At 36.9% G+C, this 23,924-nt stretch carries 18 protein-coding genes; 4 read left to right on the top strand and 14 right to left on the bottom strand.

The window, feature by feature from the left end:
* Nucleotides 1-165 precede the first annotated feature (165 nt).
* From ahpF to CUB63_RS02960, 12 genes are all read right to left on the bottom strand, one after another.
* Nucleotides 166-1,734 (bottom strand): alkyl hydroperoxide reductase subunit F, encoded by a 1,569-nt coding sequence (gene ahpF / locus CUB63_RS03010; protein ID WP_109847417.1) that lies wholly within the window; start codon nucleotides 1,732-1,734, stop codon nucleotides 166-168.
* 70 nt (nucleotides 1,735-1,804) lie between these two features.
* Nucleotides 1,805-2,368, bottom strand: a complete 564-nt coding sequence (gene ahpC, locus CUB63_RS03005; RefSeq protein WP_006536680.1) for an alkyl hydroperoxide reductase subunit C — start codon at nucleotides 2,366-2,368, stop codon at nucleotides 1,805-1,807.
* A gap of 284 nt (nucleotides 2,369-2,652) precedes the next feature.
* Complete coding sequence (locus tag CUB63_RS03000; protein ID WP_202608111.1) at nucleotides 2,653-3,303, bottom strand: hypothetical protein; 651 nt, start codon at nucleotides 3,301-3,303, stop codon at nucleotides 2,653-2,655.
* A 226-nt stretch (nucleotides 3,304-3,529) separates the two neighbouring features.
* Nucleotides 3,530-5,053 carry a carbohydrate porin gene (locus tag CUB63_RS02995; protein WP_109847416.1) on the bottom strand — a complete coding sequence of 508 codons (1,524 nt, stop codon included), beginning with the start codon at nucleotides 5,051-5,053 and terminating at the stop codon, nucleotides 3,530-3,532.
* A gap of 610 nt (nucleotides 5,054-5,663) precedes the next feature.
* Nucleotides 5,664-5,819 (bottom strand): hypothetical protein, encoded by a 156-nt coding sequence (locus CUB63_RS17545; protein ID WP_006536676.1) that lies wholly within the window; start codon nucleotides 5,817-5,819, stop codon nucleotides 5,664-5,666.
* Nucleotides 5,812-6,624, bottom strand: a complete 813-nt coding sequence (locus tag CUB63_RS02990; protein ID WP_006536675.1) for a PadR family transcriptional regulator — start codon at nucleotides 6,622-6,624, stop codon at nucleotides 5,812-5,814. Before CUB63_RS02990 ends, CUB63_RS17545 begins: the two co-directional genes overlap by 8 nt.
* A 421-nt stretch (nucleotides 6,625-7,045) precedes the next feature.
* Complete coding sequence (locus CUB63_RS02985) at nucleotides 7,046-8,881, bottom strand: tyrosine decarboxylase (protein ID WP_109847415.1); 1,836 nt, start codon at nucleotides 8,879-8,881, stop codon at nucleotides 7,046-7,048.
* Nucleotides 8,882-9,396: 515 nt separating this feature from the next.
* Nucleotides 9,397-10,416: an NAD(P)H-quinone oxidoreductase gene (locus tag CUB63_RS02980; protein WP_006536671.1), complete on the bottom strand. Its 1,020-nt coding sequence runs from the start codon at nucleotides 10,414-10,416 to the stop codon at nucleotides 9,397-9,399.
* 128 nt (nucleotides 10,417-10,544) lie between these two features.
* Nucleotides 10,545-11,429, bottom strand: coding sequence for a 4Fe-4S binding protein (locus tag CUB63_RS02975; protein WP_109847413.1), 885 nt, complete (start codon nucleotides 11,427-11,429; stop codon nucleotides 10,545-10,547).
* A 14-nt stretch (nucleotides 11,430-11,443) separates the two neighbouring features.
* Complete coding sequence (locus CUB63_RS02970; RefSeq protein ID WP_109847412.1) at nucleotides 11,444-12,316, bottom strand: dimethyl sulfoxide reductase anchor subunit family protein; 873 nt, start codon at nucleotides 12,314-12,316, stop codon at nucleotides 11,444-11,446.
* Nucleotides 12,313-12,942 (bottom strand): DMSO/selenate family reductase complex B subunit, encoded by a 630-nt coding sequence (locus CUB63_RS02965; protein WP_072063982.1) that lies wholly within the window; start codon nucleotides 12,940-12,942, stop codon nucleotides 12,313-12,315. The genes CUB63_RS02970 and CUB63_RS02965 overlap by 4 nt, the downstream gene beginning before the upstream one ends.
* Entirely contained in the window at nucleotides 12,939-15,329 is a 2,391-nt protein-coding gene (locus CUB63_RS02960) for a DMSO/selenate family reductase complex A subunit (protein WP_109847411.1), read from the bottom strand. The genes CUB63_RS02965 and CUB63_RS02960 overlap by 4 nt, the downstream gene beginning before the upstream one ends.
* 572 nt (nucleotides 15,330-15,901) lie before the next feature.
* On the opposite strand from CUB63_RS02960, the gene CUB63_RS02955 reads away from it, so the two are divergent.
* Nucleotides 15,902-16,660, top strand: coding sequence for an FNR family transcription factor (locus tag CUB63_RS02955; protein WP_036936742.1), 759 nt, complete (start codon nucleotides 15,902-15,904; stop codon nucleotides 16,658-16,660).
* A gap of 141 nt (nucleotides 16,661-16,801) precedes the next feature.
* The gene (uspE, locus tag CUB63_RS02950) at nucleotides 16,802-17,752 is read left to right on the top strand and encodes a universal stress protein UspE (RefSeq protein WP_072063983.1); all 951 of its coding nucleotides are present in this window, start codon (nucleotides 16,802-16,804) and stop codon (nucleotides 17,750-17,752) included.
* Nucleotides 17,753-17,830: 78 nt separating this feature from the next.
* Here uspE and pntB read toward each other — a convergent pair whose 3' ends face one another.
* Together pntB and pntA are read right to left on the bottom strand one after the other, a co-directional pair.
* The gene (gene pntB / locus CUB63_RS02945) at nucleotides 17,831-19,219 is read right to left on the bottom strand and encodes a Re/Si-specific NAD(P)(+) transhydrogenase subunit beta (protein WP_006536662.1); all 1,389 of its coding nucleotides are present in this window, start codon (nucleotides 19,217-19,219) and stop codon (nucleotides 17,831-17,833) included.
* A gap of 11 nt (nucleotides 19,220-19,230) precedes the next feature.
* Complete coding sequence (gene pntA, locus CUB63_RS02940) at nucleotides 19,231-20,760, bottom strand: Re/Si-specific NAD(P)(+) transhydrogenase subunit alpha (RefSeq protein WP_006536661.1); 1,530 nt, start codon at nucleotides 20,758-20,760, stop codon at nucleotides 19,231-19,233.
* A 386-nt stretch (nucleotides 20,761-21,146) separates the two neighbouring features.
* Here pntA and ydgH point away from each other — a divergent pair, with 386 nt between their 5' ends.
* Nucleotides 21,147-22,100 (top strand): DUF1471 family protein YdgH, encoded by a 954-nt coding sequence (gene ydgH, locus CUB63_RS02935; RefSeq protein WP_006536660.1) that lies wholly within the window; start codon nucleotides 21,147-21,149, stop codon nucleotides 22,098-22,100.
* 263 nt (nucleotides 22,101-22,363) lie between these two features.
* Entirely contained in the window at nucleotides 22,364-23,758 is a 1,395-nt protein-coding gene (locus tag CUB63_RS02930) for a basic amino acid/polyamine antiporter (RefSeq protein ID WP_109847410.1), read from the top strand.
* Nucleotides 23,759-23,924 lie beyond the last annotated feature (166 nt).

Raw genomic sequence — 23,924 nt, 5'->3', positions numbered from 1 at the left:
ATAGACGACTATTGCCTTTGAGATAAAAATTAATCACATTTAGTTTAAAATCAAGAGAATATTTAGCCATAGAAAAACACCCCAAAGTTGGTGTCCAACTTTTGGGGTGCAGTTCAATATGAGATGCTTTTTACATACAATGCTAGCAATACTAATAACTAATTTTTAATTCTTTGCACTCGTGCGAATCAAGTAATCAAAGGCGCTAAGTGAGGCTTTTGCACCTTCACCTGCAGCAATGATGATTTGCTTATAAGGTACTGTTGTACAGTCACCCGCAGCAAATACACCTTTAATATTGGTTTCACCGCGAGCATCAACAATAATTTCGCCCATCTTATTACGCTCAACGGTACCTTCTAACCACTGTGTATTAGGTAATAAGCCGATTTGCACGAAAATACCGGCTAGCGCAATATCGTGCATAGAATCATTGGTGCGATCTTTATATTTGAGACCGGTTAATTTAGTACCATCGCCATACACTTCTGTAGTTTGGGCATTTAAGATAACCTCTACATTGCTTAAGCTACGCAGTTTTTTCTGTAATACCGCATCGGCTCTCATTTCTGGAGCGAATTCTAATACTGTTACGTGTTCAACCAAGCCAGCTAAGTCAATTGCCGCTTCAACACCTGAGTTACCACCACCAATAACAGCAACTCTTTTACCTTTAAATAGTGGACCATCACAGTGTGGACAATAAGTTACACCGCGAGTACGGTACTCATTTTCACCGGGAACATTCATATTTCTCCAGCGAGCACCTGTGGCAATAATTAAGCTACGGGTTTTTAAAAGCGCACCTGATGCTGTTTCAATTTGGTGTAATTCCCCTTCTGATGCGCCAGGAATTAAACGACTGACTGTTTGGCTATCAATCACATCCACTTGGTAATCATCAATATGGGCTTTTAAAGCACCTGCAAGTTTTGCACCTTCAGTTTTTGGTACTGAGATATAGTTTTCAATATCAACAGTATCAAGAACTTGACCACCAAAACGTTCACCAATAAGGCCAGTATTCAAACCTTTACGAGCTGAATAAACAGCTGCCGACGCACCCGCAGGGCCACTTCCCACAATTAATACATCAAATGCATCTTTTTGGTTTAACAATTCTGCAGTACGTTTTTCTGCATTGCTGTCTACTTTGTTAACGATTTCAGCTAAGGTCATACGACCCTGACCAAACTCGTTGCCATTTAAGAATACAGCAGGAACGCCCATGATATTACGTTCCTGAATTTCATTTTGGAACATGCCTCCGTCAATCGCAGTATGTGTGATCTTCGGATTTAAAATCGCCATTAAGTTTAATGCCTGAACAACATCTGGGCAGTTATGACAAGAGAGCGAATAATAGGTTTCGAAATGAAACTCACCGTCTAACTGACGAATTTGTTCAAGTAATTCTTGCGCTTCTTTTGATGGGTGACCGCCAGTTTGTAGCAAAGCTAAAACTAATGAAGTAAATTCATGGCCTAATGGCGAACCAGCAAAGCGAACACCCGTTTCTTTTCCTGGGTTAGTAATAAGAAAAGATGGTTTACGCACATCAGCGTTATTATCTTCACGATAAGTGACTTTATCGGATAATGGTTCGATTTCTTTTAATAGCGCTTGAATATCAGCTGAATGTTTACTGTCGTCTAATGTTGCTACTAACTCAACTGGCTGAGTTAATCGTTCTAAATAAGCTTTCAATTGAGCTTTTAAATTATTATCTAACATTTTTGCACCCTCAATAAAATCGGGTGCCGAAACACCCGATAAATAACTTTTTTAGTGGCTTAATTCTTATTTAGATTTTGCCAACTAAATCCAGTGATGGAGCTAAAGTTGCATCACCTTCTTTCCATTTTGCTGGGCAAACTTCGCCTGGGTGGCTAGCTACATACTGAGCCGCTTTAACTTTACGCAGCAGGTCTGATGCATCACGGCCAATACCTTCAGCAGTAATTTCAATTGCTTGGATAATACCTTGTGGGTCAACAACGAAAGTACCGCGGTCTGCAAGACCTTCGTTCTCACGCATATTTTCAAAGTTACGAGTTAATGCACCAGTTGGATCGCCAATCATGCCATATTTGATTTTACCGATAGTTTCTGAACTGCTGTGCCATGCTTTATGGGTAAAATGTGTATCGGTAGAAACTGAATAAATTTCTACGCCCATTTTTTGGAACTCAGCATAATGATCAGCTAAGTCACCTAATTCGGTTGGGCACACAAAAGTGAAGTCTGCAGGGTAAAAGAAGAAAACGCTCCATTTTCCTTCGACGTCCTTTTCAGTCACTTCTACGAATTGACCGTCTTTAAATGCCATGTTTTTGAATGGTTTGATTGGGGTATTAATTAAAGACATTGTATTTCCTCCTGTTTGGTATGGGAACTAATGTACCTATTCCACTTGAGAATAGCTAATACATTCCTACTATCAGTTCAATAGGTTTTACCTAATGAGTTGAAGAAATTGATAGAGATAGGTTAACTAAATGTAGCTATTAATGCAATTAAACAACCATGCAATATGCCTTACTTACTATCAACTACTCTCTCTATTTAACATCTTTGCCTTAAATGGCGATATGATTATAACATAATGAATTATAAAAATAATAATTCAATCTACCAGAGATTAGTTTAATATTATTGTGCTAATTTAGCAGGTTTAAGGATAGTATAAGTACACTCAAATGCTGCCTTTTGAATACGGTAAATATCTTGACTATCTATTGTGGATTGCACAACAGCATCGCCCGATTGAAAACGTTGCAATTCTCCCCAAGGCGCCTTCATTGCAAATGGAGGTGTAGAATCCGGTATAATAAAGTAATTCATTTCGATCCCCTTTGGAGTAAAAGGCCGATAATTACTAGGATAAGACGCTAAATTAATTTCACTTTTCTCTGCGATATTATAACGTTGAGCGAATTTGGTTTTTCTTACCAAGATCTCCTCATTACCTGTTTCTGGACAAATATTTTGTACTACCCAATCTCCTACTTTTGCGGGTTCTGAAATTGTTTCAATCCCTTCACCTTTAATTATAGTTATGATGATCTCACCTTCTTTCGCGGGTCTTGCTAGAACAGGTTTGGTTTTAATTGCCACACCGGTGATCCCTGCTTGCTGGGCTTGCGTAAAGTAAGCTACGCGTTCCTTTTGTGGTAATTGAGAAAGATCATGAGCAAACCCAAATGAAGGAATTAAGGATAAGCCTATTAATAGTGTTTTTATTCTATTTTTCTTATAGGTCTTGTCGATATTTAAATTACTGCTTTGTATATAGAAAGGCATTGAATTGTTTCCTGATAAATATCACCCATAATACGCTAGTTAAACGTCTATAAACGTTAAACTGATTACCGCAGGAAATAAAACAATAGCACGAGAAAAATCAGCTATCTAGCTCCAACAACGATGCAAACTATATAAAAAATAAAGACTTCAATTAACCAACAATACTCAGTATCTTGAAGTCTTTATATAAATCAATCTCTAACTATAAGTATTAAAAATAGAGTTAAAATAGATACTTAAAGCGGACACGAGCCCCATAACGATCTTTATCACTACTATGTACATTAATATCATCTTTGCCATCTATATGTGAATAATAAGCACCTAAATAAGTCTTGAAATTATCCATATCTAAAATATTAGGTAATTCATAAGAAGCAAATACTGTGTTGATATTGTACTTTCCAGGATTAAGTGTTAAATAGGTGTCATTTTGACCACTGCCGTTTCCGCTTTTTTGATAGTAAGCTTTAATATCATTATGAGCATAAATATAACCAAGTTGAAATTTTCGCCACAACACATTACTACCAATAGAAAAATCATTTTCATCTTTAGCGTCGAGATAAGCAGCACTTAAATTTGCAACAATACCGTTAATAGGATCATCAGCTAAAGTGTCCCATTTTACAGTTAAGCCATAACCTGTACGTCGTGACTGATCTTGGAATTTTCCATTTTCATCATCATAGCCATAAGCTTTGCTTATCACATTCGCATCTATTGCTCCCGCAATCGTGAAGTTATCTTTTTGCCATGCAACAACAGGCCGCATGTAAATAACATTTTTACGATTATCAAGTTTACGCCCATGATACTCACCATCTTTAAAAACAGAAGTTCCATCTTCAACTAAAGCATTTAGCTCAAAATACCAGTCGTTATAGTATGTATTAATCATCATACTACCACCATCGCTACTACGACCGCGTCCTTCTTTCATCATATAGATATAGCCAAAGCCATCACCATATAAATCATTTGCTGTATTACCTGAATACTCAACAAATGTATCTTGGTTTAGAGGGAACATGTCATAAGCTTCATAGCGACCAATTTTATATTGCCATTTATCACGTTGCCCAAAGTAGAAAACAGCATCATCGAGATTCATTTTACCTGTCATGTCAGCCATAGGCTGAACCCGGAAACCAGCATAATTACCGTTTTTTAATTCTCGTTCACCATCCACACCAATTAAAATACGCCCATTAAGTGACCATTTTTCATTATCATCAAAATCTTTTTGATTACCGGGCATCATTCTCATCGATGTTAGTTGCCCTTTCTTACTAGCTGCATCAATATTATATTCAACGTCACCATATAATTTGAGATCACCCCAATTTGTATTGGTAGAGAAAAAACCTGTGCCGTCTTTACTTTTCGTACTAGCAAGCTGAGCTGATTGTTTTTGCTGGATTTCATTAAGTTGAGTTTGTGTTATATCTACTTTGGCTTGAGCCTCATCAGATTGCTTTTCTAATAGAGCAACGCGTTGCTCCATGTTGACGTTTGTAACATTATTTGATGCTTTCTTTTCTTGAGATAAGCTGTTGGAATTAATTAATTGCTCAAGGCGAGCCGCTTTTTGTTCTGCTGCTGCGGCTCTAGCTTCAGCGGCGGTTGCTCGTTGTTCAAGTACATTTAACCTTGCTTCAATTGCACTTATATCGGTTTGTGCGTTTGCACATAATGGCGCGGTAAGGATTAAACTTATCACAGCAGATAATGCTTTAACTTTCATTCGAATATTCCTAAGTTAGCAAATGTTGGCTTAACAGGTACGGCAAATGCATAGCAATCAATTTAGTTGTTGGTCGATTGCTCTATCTGATGAGCGTATTGTTATAGTGATTAGATAATATTTTTATAAATATCAATCAGTTATTCGCATCATTATTTATATTCTTAATAATAAATAAACCGATATGTTGATTATCTTCCAACATCATAAGTAAGGCTACGTTTGAGCAAAGGTACTTATTCTCGTTTAAGTACTTACAAACGTTTATTATTTTTATTCGGTATTTAATTTATTATTTCAAACATATCTCTGGTTTTCGTTTTCAAATTTTATAATGGGTTCACTAATCTAAATAAAATAATCGCTAATGTGGAACATTTCCACAATCATTTGTGATTTTTTTGAGGTCAGTACAATAACCAGAGAAAATCAATGTAACCACCCATCAAAAAATGATGTATTACAGGTAAATAGAGATAAGAAATGTTTTATCAGGAATGAGACGTTTTGATATTTAGAATATATTTTATAAGGTGATAAATGGAGAGAAATTGCATAATAGAGGGGAAAGTGACAGAGATTATATCATTATAACCTCTGTCCATTATTATTATATTCTGCCTGGTTTACGTAATGCTCTACGAAAATAAGAAACCGGCATTTTCGGGCAAATTTGTTCTTTTACTGCTGGATTGTTTTCCAAATCTTCTTTATCTATTTCATTATTTCTTCTTGAATTTTGTAACCGAGTATCTGCTTTATTCATCTTCCCTTTCCTCTGAGATCAATGCCTCATTGATAGCTTCAATTTTCTCAACTGCTTCATTAAGAATAGAAGCAATACGTCCAGCTCTTTCCACAGAGAGCTCTTTTAACACTAATTTATGGCGTAAAACTGCTTTTAATTTACCAACAGCAGATTCAATTTCCTCAGAAACACCACCCGCGTTTTGAGACAAATCTCTCGCATAAGCCAGTTTTCTTTGGATATTGGCATCTATATCTTGATGTTCTGCTAAAAATGCAGCACCTTCAGATGTAATGCTGTAGTTTTTACGACCTTTTTCAGCAATCGTAGCAACTAATAAATCTTGCTCTTCAAGTAGTGTTAACGTTGGATAAATCACACCAGGGCTAGGTACATATAATCCTGAAGAAGCCTCATCTATTTCTCTAATAATTTCATAACCATGACTTGGCTTTTTCGAGATCATACTAAGTAGCAGAACGCGTAAATCACCATGATCAAACATACGTTTTAACTGGCGACCTTGCCCTTTCCCCCTACCAGCGCATCCACGGCCACGTTGCTTTCCATGTCCATCAGAACGATGTTCACCATGACAACATTCACCACGACCTTCGTGTCCATGATCATGTCCACCATGACAACACTCACCGCGACCTTCGTGTGCATGACTATGCTCACCATGACAACAATGCTCACCATGATTTTCTTGGTGTCGGTTATGTTTACCTTTACCACCGCAACGCCCTTTTCCGTGACCATGACCATATTCACCATTTTCAGCACGTTGTTGATATAGTGAGTTTAATGCTCGAATCATCATAAATATTCCCTCATTGTTTTAGATATATCGAATTTATACCGTGCAATATAATCCGATATATCTAAATGATCAAGTTTTAGATATATCTAAATACGCATTTAAATCGATTATCTTATTAACAATATGATTTATCTATGATTATATTATTCAGGCACGAGCTTAATTATGAATGATTATCATTCTCTAATTTGCTCTTATGTGCTATCGATGAAAATAAAAGAAGATTATTAATAAAGAGGAATAAAAAACAGGCACTTTTAGCTTAAAATGCACACAGAACAATAAAAGATATTTAGAATACGATAAGTGACAATGTCACCTTTATCTATTAAAAAGCGAAGATAATGAGTAATAACCCACTACTTCGCTTTTTAACAAAATTTATTTCAATTTGAGAAAATATAACAAAAGCGAAATATTGTTACTTGTCTAATGCGGACAAAACGACTTTCTTAATATATTGATATCCTGCCTCAATTTGTTGTTCATCACAGATTTCAGTATTTTTTATAGTAAGCTGCAGCAAGTTTAAGTGTTTGATAGTTTCCCACTCATTGTTATCAAAACCACACTCAGAACAAAACTGCACGGGCGCATCATCGCTATTGCGAGCACAAAGCGTTAATAAACTTAAATCTTGTTTATGATGGCTTTTTATCACCAAGTTTTCATAGATTGTTTTATTAAGATTATTTTGTGCTTCTAGATCCTTATTTCCTTTCTTTACAATAGCAAAATTTAGTTTATTAAAGTCAGATGCAGATAAAACACGAATATAATAGTGCTCACCTTCTTTTTCGAAAGCAGCTGCTTGATTAAAAAACTGCTCAAGTTTGATGCGTGTTTCCCATTGAATTTGTGCATATCTTCCATATCCAGATGAAGTAAAAGGATAAAGTTGATGCACACTCCACATTGACGCTACCGCTGGTGCGGATTGAATACCATCAATTTCAGGAACATCATCGTCTTGTTCTGGACATAATTTAGGGGGATTGCTTAAAAAACGACTAATACGTGCATCTTTAATACAGACTACACCAGTAGGATATGGTGAAAATCCAGCTTGAAATGGTTCAAAAGAAACTGAATCGGCAAGAGAAAGTTGTGTAATGCTTTCATATATTTCAGGTGTCAACTCGAGTAATGGGGCTTCTTTCTTTAATTTCTTACATAAAGTCTGATAAGGGATAAGATCATAATTATCATCAAGAAATAAGCTTTTCATATAACCAAATTGCGAAGCATCAATATGAATGTAAAATGAATTATTGTATTTTTCCTCGCACTCTTTTCTTAATTCAAAAAGTGGTTTTAACTTATCAACACAGCCATAAGACGGTGCACCTAATATTCCTATAACGCCTAGAATGGGCTCACCTTGTTCAATCAAACGAAAAACAATACTACGTGTTTTTTCAATATCAGTTTTAAATGTTTCATCAATAGGCAATGCGATAAGGTTGTCATACCCTAAACCAAGTATATCCATTGCTTTTTTCCAAAATTCAAAACGGGAAACTGGAACAAGCAATTTTCCTAAATGCATTGTTTTTGTCATGCCCGTTCCTCGGCATGTTAAATGGCTAACATCATCAAAAATCCCACGCTCATTGAGTTGTTCGCTGATTGCTAAAATATCCGTAACAGACATATTGAATAACTCAAAGGCTTTTTTATCTGCAACTAAATCGCGTGATTTTGGGTGACGAGCAATTGCCATAGGTAATGTCTTTAAATTTCTGAGCGCCCATAATATTTCATAGCAAGCAAGAGTGTGGCTTGTTGTGATATGGCCAAATGCTTCTTCTGATGAGAAACCGATTAATCTACAGAGATCATCTGTAATTTTCTTTTCTTGTTCTTTTAATAAGGGGGAGTGGTTATTAAAAACATTATCTGAATTGTATGCTAATGCGGAAAGATAACCGAATTTCGCCAATTGCATCACTTGAGAATGATGATGGGAAAAATAAGGTTCAATATCAGATTGATTATAATTATTTTGCTGCCTTAAAGGCTCTAAAATACTTTCATAAGCATTATCTACTGCTTTTTTTTCAATAGTGTTACTTTTTATTTTAGCGTCTAAACTCTCGCTATTATTTCTTTTCATTTTATTTGCTTTAGGAAAAGAATACTCACTATCCATTAGTATATTTATCATCTCTCGGTAATAACATGTGAGAGTATCAATGGTTCGGGTATGGTATACACGTTCTGTAGCACTCAGACAGGTTTGTTTGTAATTTGCCATCATCGCACCTATATATAAATTTTTATTATCTGTTTTAATGAGAATTGTGTTTATTAATCGTCAATAATTAATCTTTATTCAAATGATATACTACATGATGAGTAAGAATCTTCTTTATTTTATTGATATCAGTTAATATTTTTCTAATTTGATTTAATTAAATGATGTTTTGATGATAAATGATTTAGCTTTATTTGTTAGTTTCTTTAATTTATTATCAATTTTGATTTAAGTTATATTACTATAAATGTGATATTATTTTTGCTAAGGTCGATACTTAAATCTACCTTAATAAGAATTAATGAATATTTCTATCGCTTAACTGCTATTAAAAAGAACAGATATTGAATTACTTATCTAAAATAAGAATTTGTTTATTTAAATGTTATTTATTTTTTCTTCAATATATAAAAAAACACATGAAATATGGACATGTGTTTTTCGGAATATTCGTTTTTTAGAAAGTAAAATAAGTTCTGGCTCTTATATCAAATAAGTTTCAAACACCCTTAATTTTACTCTTTTTCGTTATAAGACAAAGTTTCAAGCATCACTTTACCAATCAAATCACCAGACTCCATTAATTTATGTGCTTTCCCCACTTCTTTTAATGGAAAAATAGCATTAATCATGGGTTTGATTTTTCCTTCAGCTATAAGTGGCCACACTTGCTGTTTTAGTTCTTGAGCTATTTGTGCTTTCTCTTCTATTGAGCGAGATCGCATCGTTGAACCAGTATGAATTAAACGCTTAATCATCATTGGCATCATATTTAAATTTTTAGGCATTCCTTTCATCATACCCACTTGTATAACGCGCCCAAATTTACTGGCAACTTGATAATTCTTTTCTACGTAATCCCCACCAATAATATCAAGAATAACATCAACACCTTTCCCTTCAGTTAAGATAGGAATTTCCTTAGCAAAATCGGCTTGTTTATAATTGATGACATAATCAGCGCCGAGATCACGTGCTACGGCAGCTTTTTCTTCAGAGCCTACCGTTGTATAGACTGTTGCACCTATTGTGTGAGCAAGCATTATAGCCGTTGATCCAATTCCTGACGTTCCACCATGAATCAGAACAGATTCCCCCTGTTTTAGCTTCCCTAACTGAAATAAATTAGCCCAAACAGTAAAAACATTTTCAGGTAATGCAGCGGCTTCAATATCCGTTAAATTCATTGACGGTAATGCAATGTCTTCATGTGCAATACAATATTGAGCGTAACCACCTCCAGCAACTAATGCACAAACTCTATCTCCTAATTGCCATTTAGTGCAACCGTCCCCTAATGCGACAACTTCTCCAGCAACTTCAAGGCCTGGAATAGGTGAAGCATCTGCTGGTGGCGGATAGCTTCCCTGCCTTTGAAAGATATCAGGTCGATTAACACCTGAGGCGGCAACTTTAATTAAAAGATAATGAGGAGGAAGTGTAGGTATCGGTGATCGTTGGGGTTTTAATTTATCTATACCGCCAGGCTCTGTAATGGCAATCTCTAACATATCCGCAGGTAAAACAGTATTCATCATAGGCTCCCATTTTATTTAATCACTCTCGTATTTAATGATAAATAAACAAAATCAACACGCTGTTTCTCATTTTAATCAGGATAGTCGATTATCCAGCAATAAATAATCTAAGTGTATTTGAGAGATTATAACCAACCTTGCTTCTGATGTTGTATGCAAATCGGGCATAATGTTGCGTCAGATTTCCATGATAAGAAAGCTAACCGACATTTTTCACAGTGGGCTTCATAATAGTGATAAAGAATGGGTTCATTATTTTTAGCGACATGTTCTTTAACATGAATAGATTTAGGAAAACAAACCACTTCACAACTCATACAACCAGTGCAACGTTTTTCATCAAGCGTGAATATATTATTTTCAAGTTCAATCGCACCTTCATCACAGACCTTTGCACATGCGGAACAAAGAATACACGTTTCGGTATCTAACTGAATTTGAAACCAACTGTCTTCTGGATAAAGTTGTTTTCTTGCATTTAATCCTGTTCTTACTTGATCTTTATTAAGTGGTTTTTCATCTAGTTTTTGACGAAAAAGCATAAAGCGGCGCCCACTATCAATATCAGTAGGTTCTGTGATAATTAATTGCCAAATAGGCTCTTGTAATGTTTTTAATTGAAGATTTAAGTTGGCTAAAACAGGAAGCCATTTATCCACTAAAGGCTGTGCTATCTTCATTCCTCTAATTTGATATTGGCGGTGCCACACTAACAATTCTTCTGTGCTTGCTAATGGTTCATCATGATTAACAACAAGGTAATTATCTTGATATGTTCTTTCATGAGGCGCGATATTTTCTATCGCATCAACGGGACAAGTAAATAGACAATTGCCACATTGAAAACAGCGTTCATTGTCTATTTTTACATCTAAATGAGCAAAAGTGATAGCGCCCACAGGACAAACTTTAGAGCAACTATCACATAGGCTTTGTTTGAGGCGTTTTCTCACACATTTATCATTAATAATTGGTTCAGGAGGAAGATCCACCTTAATAAAACGCCTCATACTTCACTACTCCACTACTTTACAATAAAGAATGCAAAACGATTGAGAATTTCTGCAACCAGTATTGTTGCGCTACTTGCTAACACCATACGCAATCCTGAAGTAAATACAGCATTACGATATTTCCATACACTGTATCCCATCATTAACATACCAAGAATTGACAAAATCCATGCAGATATTCTTAATCTGAATGTTTCATTATACGCAATGATAGGCGTATGAGGGAACGTTATTGCATCATTTGTTGAAATGACTGATGACATCCATTCTAAATAAAAGGGTTGTTCCGCCATACGTAATGTCACTGCAAGAAAAATAACGACTAATGCACTAATGACAATTCTTTTTGCTAGTTCACTATTTATAAAGGCTTTAACGCGAAGTGCAGTAATTAATAGCGCTATAGCCGCCCCTGTTGAAAATAGTGCGCCTATAAACATAAAGTAAGTATTAATGTGCATCCATGTCAGCATCGAAGTATTGTAATACAATGATGCCATACAAATTATGTCAATGATGCCAAGCAAACCAATAACCGCTAATAAAGTTTTGTTCATGTGCCCTTTAATCAAAACCACTAAGGTATAAAGGCATAACGCACCAAGATAAACGGCAGCAAATATGATTTCACGACTCAACCATGATGAAGAAATATGGCGTAATGCATGAAAAGCATTCCATGGATATCCCATATGTAGTGTTGATGCTAATAATCCTAAACATCCTAAAATAGCGGCAGTTAATAACACGGGTCGCATAGCAACCGTGGCTCTTTGATTACCAATCTCTTTTTCTAACCAACAAAAATAAAGAGCTGAAAAAAGTGTTACGCCAACAGAACTCTGGACGAATAAAGTAAAGGTCACTAATGGCCATTCATTCATGCTTGAACTCCTCCCTTTTTCGTCGCACCAGTATGAGGTTTGATAACTAAATTTGGATTTGTCATCGTAAAGTCAGGCAATCCTTGAACTTGGCTTAAATGCCCATATTTCGCTCTTAGATCTTTAATTTTTCCAAACTTAATCGCATTTAGCGGGCATGTATCAACACAAATTGGATTTTTGCCTTCTGATAGTAAATCAATACAAAAATCACATTTTGACATTTGTCCGGTCTCTTCATTCATTTGTGGTGCGCCATAAGGGCATGACCATGCGCAATAGCCACAACCTACACATTTAGAGGTATCAACACGAACAATGCCATCACCTTCACGTTTGTGCATTGCTGTTGTTGGGCAGTTTTTCACACAAACGGGTGATTCGCAGTGGTTACAAGAAATTGTTAATGTATATGCAAACACATTATTAACCAGACCACCTTGCCCTGTTGGTGCAAAACCGCCTCCTTTTACTTCATAAATACGGCGAAAACGGCGACCAACTTCTAAATTATTTTTATCTTTACACGCTACTTGGCAAGCTTTGCAACCAGAACAACGAGATGAATCAATAAAGAAACCGAGCTGTTCATCACTTACCGGTGCATATTCTTTAAAGTCACTCATGCTTTGGTTACCTCAACTAAAACAGTTAAATGTGAATTACCATGTGCTAATGGTGTCATTCGTGTCGATGTTAAAACGTTAGGGCATCCCCCATGATCAACGCCGTTTTCATCGGGAGCCCACCAAGCACCAGCTTGTAAACCAACAACACCAGGAATAATGCGTTGTGTTACTAATGCAGGGATCTCAGTGATCCCGCGGTCGTTATAAATACGCACCATATCACCATTTTTGATACCTCTATTTTCAGCATCAATTGGATTTATCCACGCCTCTTGACGTTGAGCTTCTTGTAACCAAGGATTAGCATACTGTGTTGAGTTAGCTCGATTTTTTCCTTTCCAAGTCAACATTTGTAATGGATATTTTTCTGTTAACTTATCTTCTGGGCCTTCAATTGCTGGCACATAATGAGACAACGCCGGAATATCCGGATTATTCATGTCATAAAGACGTTTAGAAAAAATCTCAATTTTACCTGAAGGTGTTGGGAATGGATTATTCTCAAAGTCACTGATGTTTTTTTCAAAGGCAACGAAAGGTTTATCTTTAAAAAGATAACGGCGTGTTTTTTGTAACTCGTCAAAATTAGGAAAATCAGGTCTGTCTTCAAAACGTGTTTTGTTGGTATCAACAAGATGAGCAATCCACTCTTTCTCACTACGACCTTCAGTGAACGCTTCTTTTACACCCATTTTTTCAGCAACTTCCGTAATCCACTCATAATCAGAACGGCGTTCAAAAGCGGGTTCAATAACTTTTTCAGACAGAAGAAAATAGTTACCCGTCCCCCATGTATTACCAATGTTCCAACGTTCTAGAAAACTGGTTTCAGGTAAAACAAGATCGGCATATTTTGCAGAAGGTGACAAATAGAGATCACTAACAACAATAAATTCTACTTTTGAATCATCTGCTAATAATTTTGCAGCTGCATTCACATCAGGATTTTGGTTAACTAAATAATTACCCGCTAATGAGAAGATCATTTTGATATTGGTATCGAGTTTATCAACACCCAAAAGACCATCTTCAACACGAACTTTACTTGCATATTCAACAGCCTGCATCCAGTTCATAATAGAGATTTTAGCTTTTACTGGATTTTCGCCAATATTAGGACCACGAATAGATTGACGGTTACCAATACCACCATATCCAGCTGCCCACGCACCTTTCTTACCAACGTTTCCTGTAATGGCGGCGAGTAATGATGAGCCTCTGGCACTGCGTTCACCACAAATATGACGTTGAGGCCCCCAACCTTGAATTAAGGCGGCAGGTTTTGTCATGGCATATTCACGTGCAAGTTGGCGAATAGTATTTGCAGGTACTCGAGTAATTTTTTCTGCCCATTCAGGTGTTTTTTCTATTTCGTCTTTTTTACCTGTCAAATACGCGACCAAAGACTCATTAGCAGGAACACCTTCTGGCATATGCTCTTCATCAAAGCCAATAACATATTTATCAATAAAAGATTTGTCATGAAGATTTTCGGTGACAATGACATACATCATTGCATCCATTAAAGCATTATCGGTTGTTGGTAAAAGCGGTATCCATTGGTCAGCAAGAGATTGGGCGGTATCAGAATAACGAGGATCGACCACAATAAATTTAGTACCATTGTTTTTCATCTTTTGAAAATAATGGTTAGTATGCCCAAAAATGGTTTCATTAGGGTTATGACCCCATAAGATCACTAGTGGTGTGTCTTCAAGGGTGTCTAAAGAGCTACCTGTTTTTGCAATACCATAAGTATAAGGCGTTACTTTTAAGGTGTTACCCAAGCTAACTGAATGGTAATAAGGAAGATAGCCTCCTGTTAAATTAAAGAGTTTCTTCATCATGGTATCACCAGAGAAGATCCCCCCTGTTACTGCTGTGCTCACTGTTAAAAAACGACTTGCAGCACCATGTTTCTCCGTTAAACGTGTCACATTTTCCGCAATAAGCGTTGTTGCCTCATCCCATGAAATACGTTCAAATTTACCTTCACCACGTTTGCCGACCCTTTTCATTGGGTATTTCAATCTATCAGCATGATAAGAAAACTTGCGATAACCTCGTCCACGTACACATGCCCTCATAACAGGCATGGCTTCATCTAATTCATTATCTGGTCTCGTAGTAATACGAGTAACAATACCTTCCTTTATATGTGCACGAATATCACACTTACCACCACAGTCAAAAGTACTGCATGTAGCAACAACAGTAGAAGATTCTCCATTTATTTTTGCAATGGGTAAACTTTCATCTACATTAGCTTGTGCATTTCGTGCGAAAAATGGCACTGTCACTAATGCAGCACTTGATTGAACAAAGTGGCGACGACTTAACGACATCATCCCTTTGTTTTCCTTATTTTTTTCTATTTTTTTCATTAGCTTATCATTCTCACATAACAACTCTCATTAGTAAAAATGATAGGGTATAGTGGTAAACCATCATTGATGCACATCAATACCACTAAAGAGGTAATAGAATGTTTCAATTTTCCGCACTTCTTTGCAGTTTCCCCATCTTTTATAAGGAAAAGCTAACTCAAGGTAGCATTAAGTTGCATCAAAAATACATTAAGTTAGATTTTCCTAATTTTTTGTTATAAAAATAACGAGTTATACATAAAAAATACAAAGATAAGATAAAGCCGTAAATAAAATGTCAATATAAAGATAGAAAATATTGAAGCACCCCTTCATTTTTGGCTTTTGACACGGATAATTTAGTAATAGCACTATGACTTCGTCAGAAAATCGAATAATATACCAATTGAGTATAGGGTTAGCGCAAATTGTTCTAAATAAACCTTTAAGCAAAACATTGTTTTTATCAAGATACCTGTTTTGTTACATTCAGAATTATTTCCACACGTACCGTTATTTCCCTTACTAATTACTTCAATATGTGTTAAAATTGACGCATATCAATATTTTTATTTGTAATGAGCAAGCTTATGATCCCAGAAAAACGCGTCGTTCGCCGAATCCAATCTGGCGGTTGTGCAATCCATTGTCAGGATTGCAGTATTAGCCAGCTCTGCATCCCGTTTACTTTAAACGAGCATGAGCTTGATCAACTCGATAATATTATCGAGCGTAAAAAGCCCATCCAAAAAGGTCAAACCTTGTTTAAAGCAGGTGATGAGCTGAAATCACTTTATGCCATACGTTCCGGTACAATTAAAAGTTATACCATTACGGAAGAAGGCGACGAGCAAATAACAGGATTTCATCTTGCTGGTGATTTGGTTGGTTTTGACGCCATTATTAATACTGAACACCCAAGTTTCGCACAAGCTTTAGAAACCTCTATGGTTTGTGAAATTCCTTTCGAAACGTTGGATGACCTGTCAGGCAAAATGCCTAACTTACGTCAACAAATGATGCGCCTAATGAGTGGTGAAATCAAAGGCGACCAAGAAATGATCTTACTGTTATCGAAAAAGAATGCAGAAGAACGTCTGGCTGCTTTTATTTATAACCTCTCTCGTCGTTTCGCACAGCGTGGTTTTTCGCCTCGTGAATTCCGCTTAACCATGACTCGTGGTGATATCGGTAATTACTTAGGTTTAACCGTAGAAACGATTAGTCGCTTACTTGGTCGCTTCCAGAAAAGTGGCATGTTAAGCGTTAAAGGCAAATACATTACTATTGAAGATAGTACGTTATTAAGTGAACTAGCTGGTAAACTTCCTTCGTCAGCTGAAGTTTAATCTGTTACATTTCACTCGCTAATTTTATAACGGGGCACACAAATTTGTGCCCCGTTTTCTATTTTGTGCTATTGCATTTTATCTTCTTGGGTTATCTTTAAATTGTAGATGGATAAATCCAGCCCTAAAGAGGATATTACAATGGAAAAATATCAAAACCTTCTCGTTGTCATTGATCCTAACCAAGATGACCAACCAGCACTTCGCCGTGCTGTCTATATCGTTCAGCGTAATGGTGGGCGGATAAAAGCTTTTCTACCTGTTTATGATCTCTCTTATGACATGACAACCCTTTTATCTCCCGATGAACGTAATGCAATGCGTAAAGGTGTTATCAGCCAAAAGGCAGCTTGGATCAAACAACAAGCACGCTATTACCTTGAAGCTGGTATAGAGATTGATATAAAAGTCATTTGGCATAATCGCCCTTATGAGGCAATTATTGAAGAAGTCGTTGCACATCAACATGACTTGCTAATTAAAATGGCTCACCAACATGACAAATTAGGCTCGCTTATTTTTACCCCCCTTGACTGGCAACTGCTTAGAAAATGCCCTTGCCCTGTTTGGATGGTCAAAGATAAAGAGTGGCCTGAATATGGCACAATTGTCGTGGCAGCCAATTTATCAAATGAAGAATCGTATCATGATGCACTTAACTTAAAACTGATTGAATTGACAACTGATTTGTCTCATCGCATACAAAAAGATCCTGATGTTCATCTACTCAGCGCTTACCCTGTTGCACCTATCAATATAGCGATTGAGTTACCTGATTTTGATCCTAATCTTTATAACAATGCACTTCGTGGTCAGCATCTTATTGCGATGAAAGAACTTCGTCAGAAATTCGGCATCCCTGAAGAAAAGACACATGTAAAAGAAGGATTACCAGAACAAGTTATTCCTCAAGTTTGTGAAGAGTTAAATGCGGGTATTGTTGTTTTAGGTATTTTAGGAAGAACGGGACTTTCAGCAGCCTTCTTAGGGAATACCGCAGAACAACTAATAGACCATATCAAATGTGATTTATTGGCCATTAAACCTGATGGTTTTACCTGCCCTATTACTGTTGATAGTGATCACGATTAGACTTATTACTCTGTATACTAAAAAAGCCAGTCAAATTTTGACTGGCTTTTTGCTATTCGCTATCTGTATCTATTACAGCTACAGCGCTTTTAAAATTGCATCCACGCTGGCTTTAGCATCGCCAAACAACATTTGTGTATTCTCTTTAAAGAATAGTGGATTTTGAACACCTGCATAACCTGTATTCATTGAGCGTTTAAACACAATAACATTCTGCGCTTTCCACACTTCTAATACTGGCATACCTGCAATTGGGCTATTTGGATCATCTTGTGCTGCTGGGTTTACTGTATCATTAGCGCCAATCACCAAAACCGTATCAGTGTCGGAGAAATCATCATTGATTTCATCCATTTCTAATACAACATCATAAGGCACTTTAGCTTCTGCTAACAACACATTCATATGACCTGGTAAACGCCCTGCTACTGGGTGAATACCAAAACGCACTTTCACACCACGTTGACGTAATTTCTCCGTAATATCATGCACAGGATATTGTGCTTGAGCAACCGCCATTCCATAACCTGGGGTAATAATAACTGAGGTTGAATTTTTCAGCATATCAGCCACTTCTTCAGCGGTTGTTTCGCGATACTCACCCATTTCACCGTCTTCTGTTGAAGCTGAGCCATCAGTACCAAATCCACCTGCTATTACGCTAATAAAAGAACGATTCATCGCCTTACACATAATATAAGAAAGGATAGCACCTGAAGAACCCACTAATGCACCTGTTACAATTAACAAGTCATTGCTCAACATAAAGCCTGCTGCCGCTGCTGCCCATCCTGAATAAGAGTTCAGCATCGAGACAACCACTGGCATATCTGCACCACCAATCGATGCAACTAAATGCCAACCAAAAGCCAAGGCAATCACAGTCATTATGATGATTAAGAAAACTTGTAAGCCAACACTGTCAGTTTTAACAAACCAAATCATCAATAAAAAAGAAACAACCAAAGCTGCAAGGTTTAATTTATGACGATTAGGTAACATCATCGGTTTAGATGACATTTTCCCGCTTAATTTACCATAAGCGACAATTGAACCAGTAAATGTAACCGCACCAATGAAGATCCCTAAAAAAACTTCTGTTAGGTGAATATTCACCATGACAGGATCCATTGCCGTATTGTGGTCAAGATAACTGTTAAAACCCACTAAAACCGCCGCTAAACCTACAAAGCTATGTAAGATTGCGACCAATTCTGGCATTTGAGTCATTTCGACTTTTTTAGCTAAACGAATACCAATAACGGCACCGATTACCATTGCAATAATGATCCAACCCACATTACCAGCATAAGGACCGAAAATGGTTGCGAACAATGCAATTGCCATCCCTGCGATACCAAAATAGTTACCTTGTTTAGAGGTTTCATGTTTTGATAAGCCGGCAAGGCTGAAAATAAATAATATCGCGGCGACAATATATGCCGCTGTAACAACGCCGCTGGACATAATTGTCTCCCTTATCCTTTACGGAACATTTTCAACATACGTTGAGTAACAGTAAATCCACCAAAAATATTAATACTCGCAATCAATATTGCAATAAACGAAAATAGGCTAACCCAGCCACCACTACCAATTTGGAGCAAAGCTCCAACAACGATAATGCCTGAGATTGCGTTTGTCACTGACATTAATGGCGTATGCAATGAATGACTTACATTCCAAACAACGTAATACCCTACAACACAAGAAAGTGCGAATACAGTAAAGTGAGATAAAAACTCTTTCGGTGCAACATTTGCAAGCCATGCAAATAATAAGAAGGCTACCGCTAATAAACTGTATTTTTTCCAAGGTGAAACAGGTTTAGCAACGGGTTTCTCTTGTGGTTTTGTAGCAGGAGTAGCTTTCGGTTGTGCAGAAACTTGAATAGGTGGCGCTGGCCATGTTACTTCACCAGCACGAATAACAGTCACTCCTCTAATAACAACATCATCAAAGTCAATATTGATATTGCCGTCTTTTTCTTTACACAATAATTTCAATAGGTTAACTAAGTTAGTACCATAGAGTTGAGATGACTGTGCAGGCAAACGAGCGGCTAAGTCAGTGTAACCAATGATTTTTACGCCGTGTTCTGTCGTAAAGATTTTATTAGGAACGGTATATTCACAGTTACCACCATTTTGAGCTGCAAGGTCAACGACAACACTTCCCGGCTTCATTGAATCAACCATCTCTTTCGTAATTAAACGAGGGGCGGGTTTTCCTGGAATTAATGCGGTTGTAATGATGATATCAACATCTTTTGCTTGTTCTGCAAATAATGCCATTTCAGCATCAATAAATGCTTTTGACATTACTTTAGCATAACCATCACCACTGCCCGCTTCTTCTTTAAAATCAAGTTCAAGGAATTCAGCACCCATACTTTGAACTTGCTCTTTAACTTCAGGGCGAGTATCAAAAGCACGAACAATAGCACCAAGACTACCTGCGGCACCGATAGCAGCAAGACCAGCAACACCCGCACCAATGACCATCACTTTAGCTGGTGGTACTTTACCAGCAGCAGTAATTTGTCCGGTAAAGAATCTTCCGAATTCATGTGCAGCTTCTACAACAGCACGGTAACCTGCAATGTTTGCCATAGAACTTAACGCATCGAGAGATTGTGCACGAGAAATACGTGGCACACTATCCATTGCCATAACGTTAATATTCTTTTTAGCCAACTTTTCAAGCAATGTCGCATTTTGAGCTGGCCAAATAAAGCTCACCAATGTCGCGCCATCTTGTAGTAACTCAATTTCATTATCCAGTGGTGCATTTACCTTTAAAATAATGTCTGATTGCCAAACATTTTGAAGGTCGAGGATCTCAGCGCCAGCTTCCTGATAAGCGTTATTTTCAAAACTTGAAGCAATACCAGCACCATTTTCAATTGCGACTGTAAATCCTAATTTTATGAGTTGAGTTACTGTGGCAGGTGTTGCCGCAACCCTTGTTTCATTAGAAAGTCGCTCTTTGGGTATACCAATTCGCATAATTTTCCCTTCTTATCCATAGAGATCTGTTAAAATTTCTCCATTAACTTCACATTCATGCAAAAAAAATGTTAAAAATAATAATATGCATGCCATTAATCGGAGCTCTAATAACCTACTGAAAATAAAACCAATAATCTATATCTGTGTAAAGCTAAAATTGAACTTAATTGGATCATTTTAGTCGAAAAGGCATATTTATGAATTATTCACTATATTCAGGTAAATATCTGGTAACATATACTGGTCATTTGACTCTTTGGTGATTCACTAAATAAAATAATGCGACAAATGCTATTATTACATGTAATAATTAATCTCTATGTGATAAACCACTACGTTCAGCACATGACCAATATTAATTGCGCAAGGCGGAAGGATTTTGTATGAAGCTGAAAACCTCAGTCATCGCAGCAGCGATGTTGTCTTTAACTAATATCACTGTTGCGCAGGCTGCTCAGGAATTAACACCCGAACAAGCTGCAGAACTAAAACCATTTGAGAGAATTACAGTTATCGGTCGTTTTAACGCTATTTATGAAGCCGCTGACGCGGTCTCTCGTCGTGCGGATAAAGTCGGTGCTGATGGTTTCTATATTCAAGGTCTAGATGATATCAGTGATAGTGGCAACATGAGTGTTACTGCTGATCTATACCATAAAGATGCACCAAAAGCAGAAGAAGAAAGCTATCGTGTTTTTCATGGCGTAACTGAATTACCAAAACCTGAAGCAATTCTGTTACAACCCTTTGATACTGTTTCTATCCGTGGTTATTTCCCAACAACACCTGATATTAACGATGCAATTGCAAAAGCGGCTGCTAAAAAAGGTGCTGCATCATTCTTTATTGTACGTAATGTATCGACAAATGATGGTGGCAACCAAGAAGTTACCGCTTATATCTACAAAAAAGATGCACCTAAACGCGCTATTCAAGCACCAGAAGCGGTTGTTCCCTATGATTCTGATGCTGGTCGCGCTCTTATTGCAGAAGGCGGAGCTGCTGCCAATAAAGTTGAGAAGCCAGGTCTTGCATCAAACACTGATTTTGATAGAAGCGTAGGTACATTTGCTGAGACACAAACTTCGGGTGCAAGTGGTCGTTACACTGTAACATTACCTGATGGCACTGAAATCCAAGAAGTCAATAAAGCTGCCGCTGCGTTAATGGATCCTTTTGATACCATTACCTTTAGCGGATACTTTGTAAACTCACCAGAAATTTCTTATCAGGTTGCTAAACGTGCTGCCGCAAAAGGTGCCAAGTATTACCATATTACAAATGAATGGCAAAGTGATGGTGGTACAGTCACTATTACTGCTGACCTATTTAAGTAATAAAATGCCCTAATTAAAAAAACCTTGCTTATGCAAGGTTTTTTTTACTCAAAATATAATCAAACAAACTACATTTTGTAAAAGTGCATAATTTTTATGATTTAATGCATAGACAACCAAGTTAACTCTCCGTAAAATCTCGCTGTTTTTTAGTGTTTTTATCTTTATTTAAATTTGAGATATTCATATTTATTCTATTTATTGACCGAAAAACAAGAAAACACGCTATTTATTTACAATTTTAATCACGTAGGTAATTATCCTTGAATAAGAAACTTGGCTTAATATCACTCACCGCGTTAGTATTAAGCTCAATGGTTGGTGCAGGTGTATTCAGTTTGCCTCAAAATATGGCTGAAGTTGCTAGCCCTGCTGCATTGATTATTGGCTGGGTAATAACGGGTGTTGGGATCCTCTTTCTTGCCACGTCTTTATTGCTTCTCTCTCGCCTTAGACCCGATCTTGATGGTGGTATTTTCACTTACGCTAAAGAAGGATTTGGTGAGTTTATTGGTTTTTGTTCTGCATGGGGTTATTGGGTCTGTGCAGTTGTCGCTAATGTTTCTTATCTTGTTATTGTCTTTGCTGCCTTTAGTTTTTTTACAGATACACCAGAGAACGTTATTTTTGGTGATGGGAATACATGGCAGGCATTAATTGGAGAATCAATTTTACTTTGGGTTGTCCATTTTCTTGTTTTACGTGGTGTTCAAACTGCAGCCAGCATTAATTTAATGGCGACAATGGCAAAACTCCTTCCTTTAGGATTATTTATTATTGTTGCTCTATTGGCTTTCAATATGGATATATTTACTCTTGATTTTAAAGGTGTAAATATGGGTGTCCCCGTTTGGGACCAAGTCAAAAATACCATGCTGATTACACTGTGGGTATTTATTGGTATTGAAGGTGCAGTCGTAGTCTCCGCAAGAGCCAAAAATCGTCGTGATGTTGGCTTAGCAACAGTACTTGCCGTTGTTATCGCATTAATTATCTATATTCTTGTCACTTTATTATCGCAAGGTTTAGTTAGCCAAGCAGAATTAGCAACGATGAAAAACCCATCAATGGCGCCGTTACTGGTTCAGCTTATTGGTAGCATAGGCGAGATAATTATCGCAGCAGGTCTTATTCTCTCTGTATGTGGTGCTTATTTAAGCTGGACTATCATGGCGGCAGAAGTGCCGTATATTGCTGCTTTGCATCACTCATTCCCTAAACAATTAGGAAAACAGAATAAAAATGATGCTCCTTCATCTTCATTATGGTTTACCAATTGTGCTGTCCAATTCTCTTTAGTTTTAATTTGGTTGACAGGAAGTAACTACAATACATTACTGACTATTGCATCAGAGATGATCCTTGTCCCTTACTTTCTTGTCGGTGCATTTTTATTTAAAGTCGCAATCGCACGCAGCAGTCGTGCTTTATTATTAATAGCTATACCTGCAAGTTTATATGGTTTATGGCTACTTTATGCATCAGGTGTTATTAATTTATTGCTCTCTGTCGTTTTGTATGCACCAGGTATTCTGATATTTCTATACACACGAAAACAATATAAAGACAAAAATCCGCTATTATTGAGTGAAAAGATCCTGTTAGCTCTTGTCTTATTTGGCGCAATTCCGGCATTAGGTTACTTAATTATTTACTAAAAACAATCTGAGAGGTACTAGAGAAACAGTACCTCTCCTACTCTTATCATTCTTTACTTCCCAAGATCCCACCTAAATCAAATTTTTTCTGCTAAGCTGTTATTTTTAATACAGTTGGTTAGGTACTTAAAAAGTATGGAATATATAGTATGTTGTAACTAATTAG

Source organism: Proteus penneri, assembly GCF_003144535.1.
GTDB classification, from domain to species: domain Bacteria; phylum Pseudomonadota; class Gammaproteobacteria; order Enterobacterales; family Enterobacteriaceae; genus Proteus; species Proteus penneri.
Note: the sequence above shows the minus strand (reverse complement) of the source record. Positions and strands in the feature narration are given on the sequence as shown.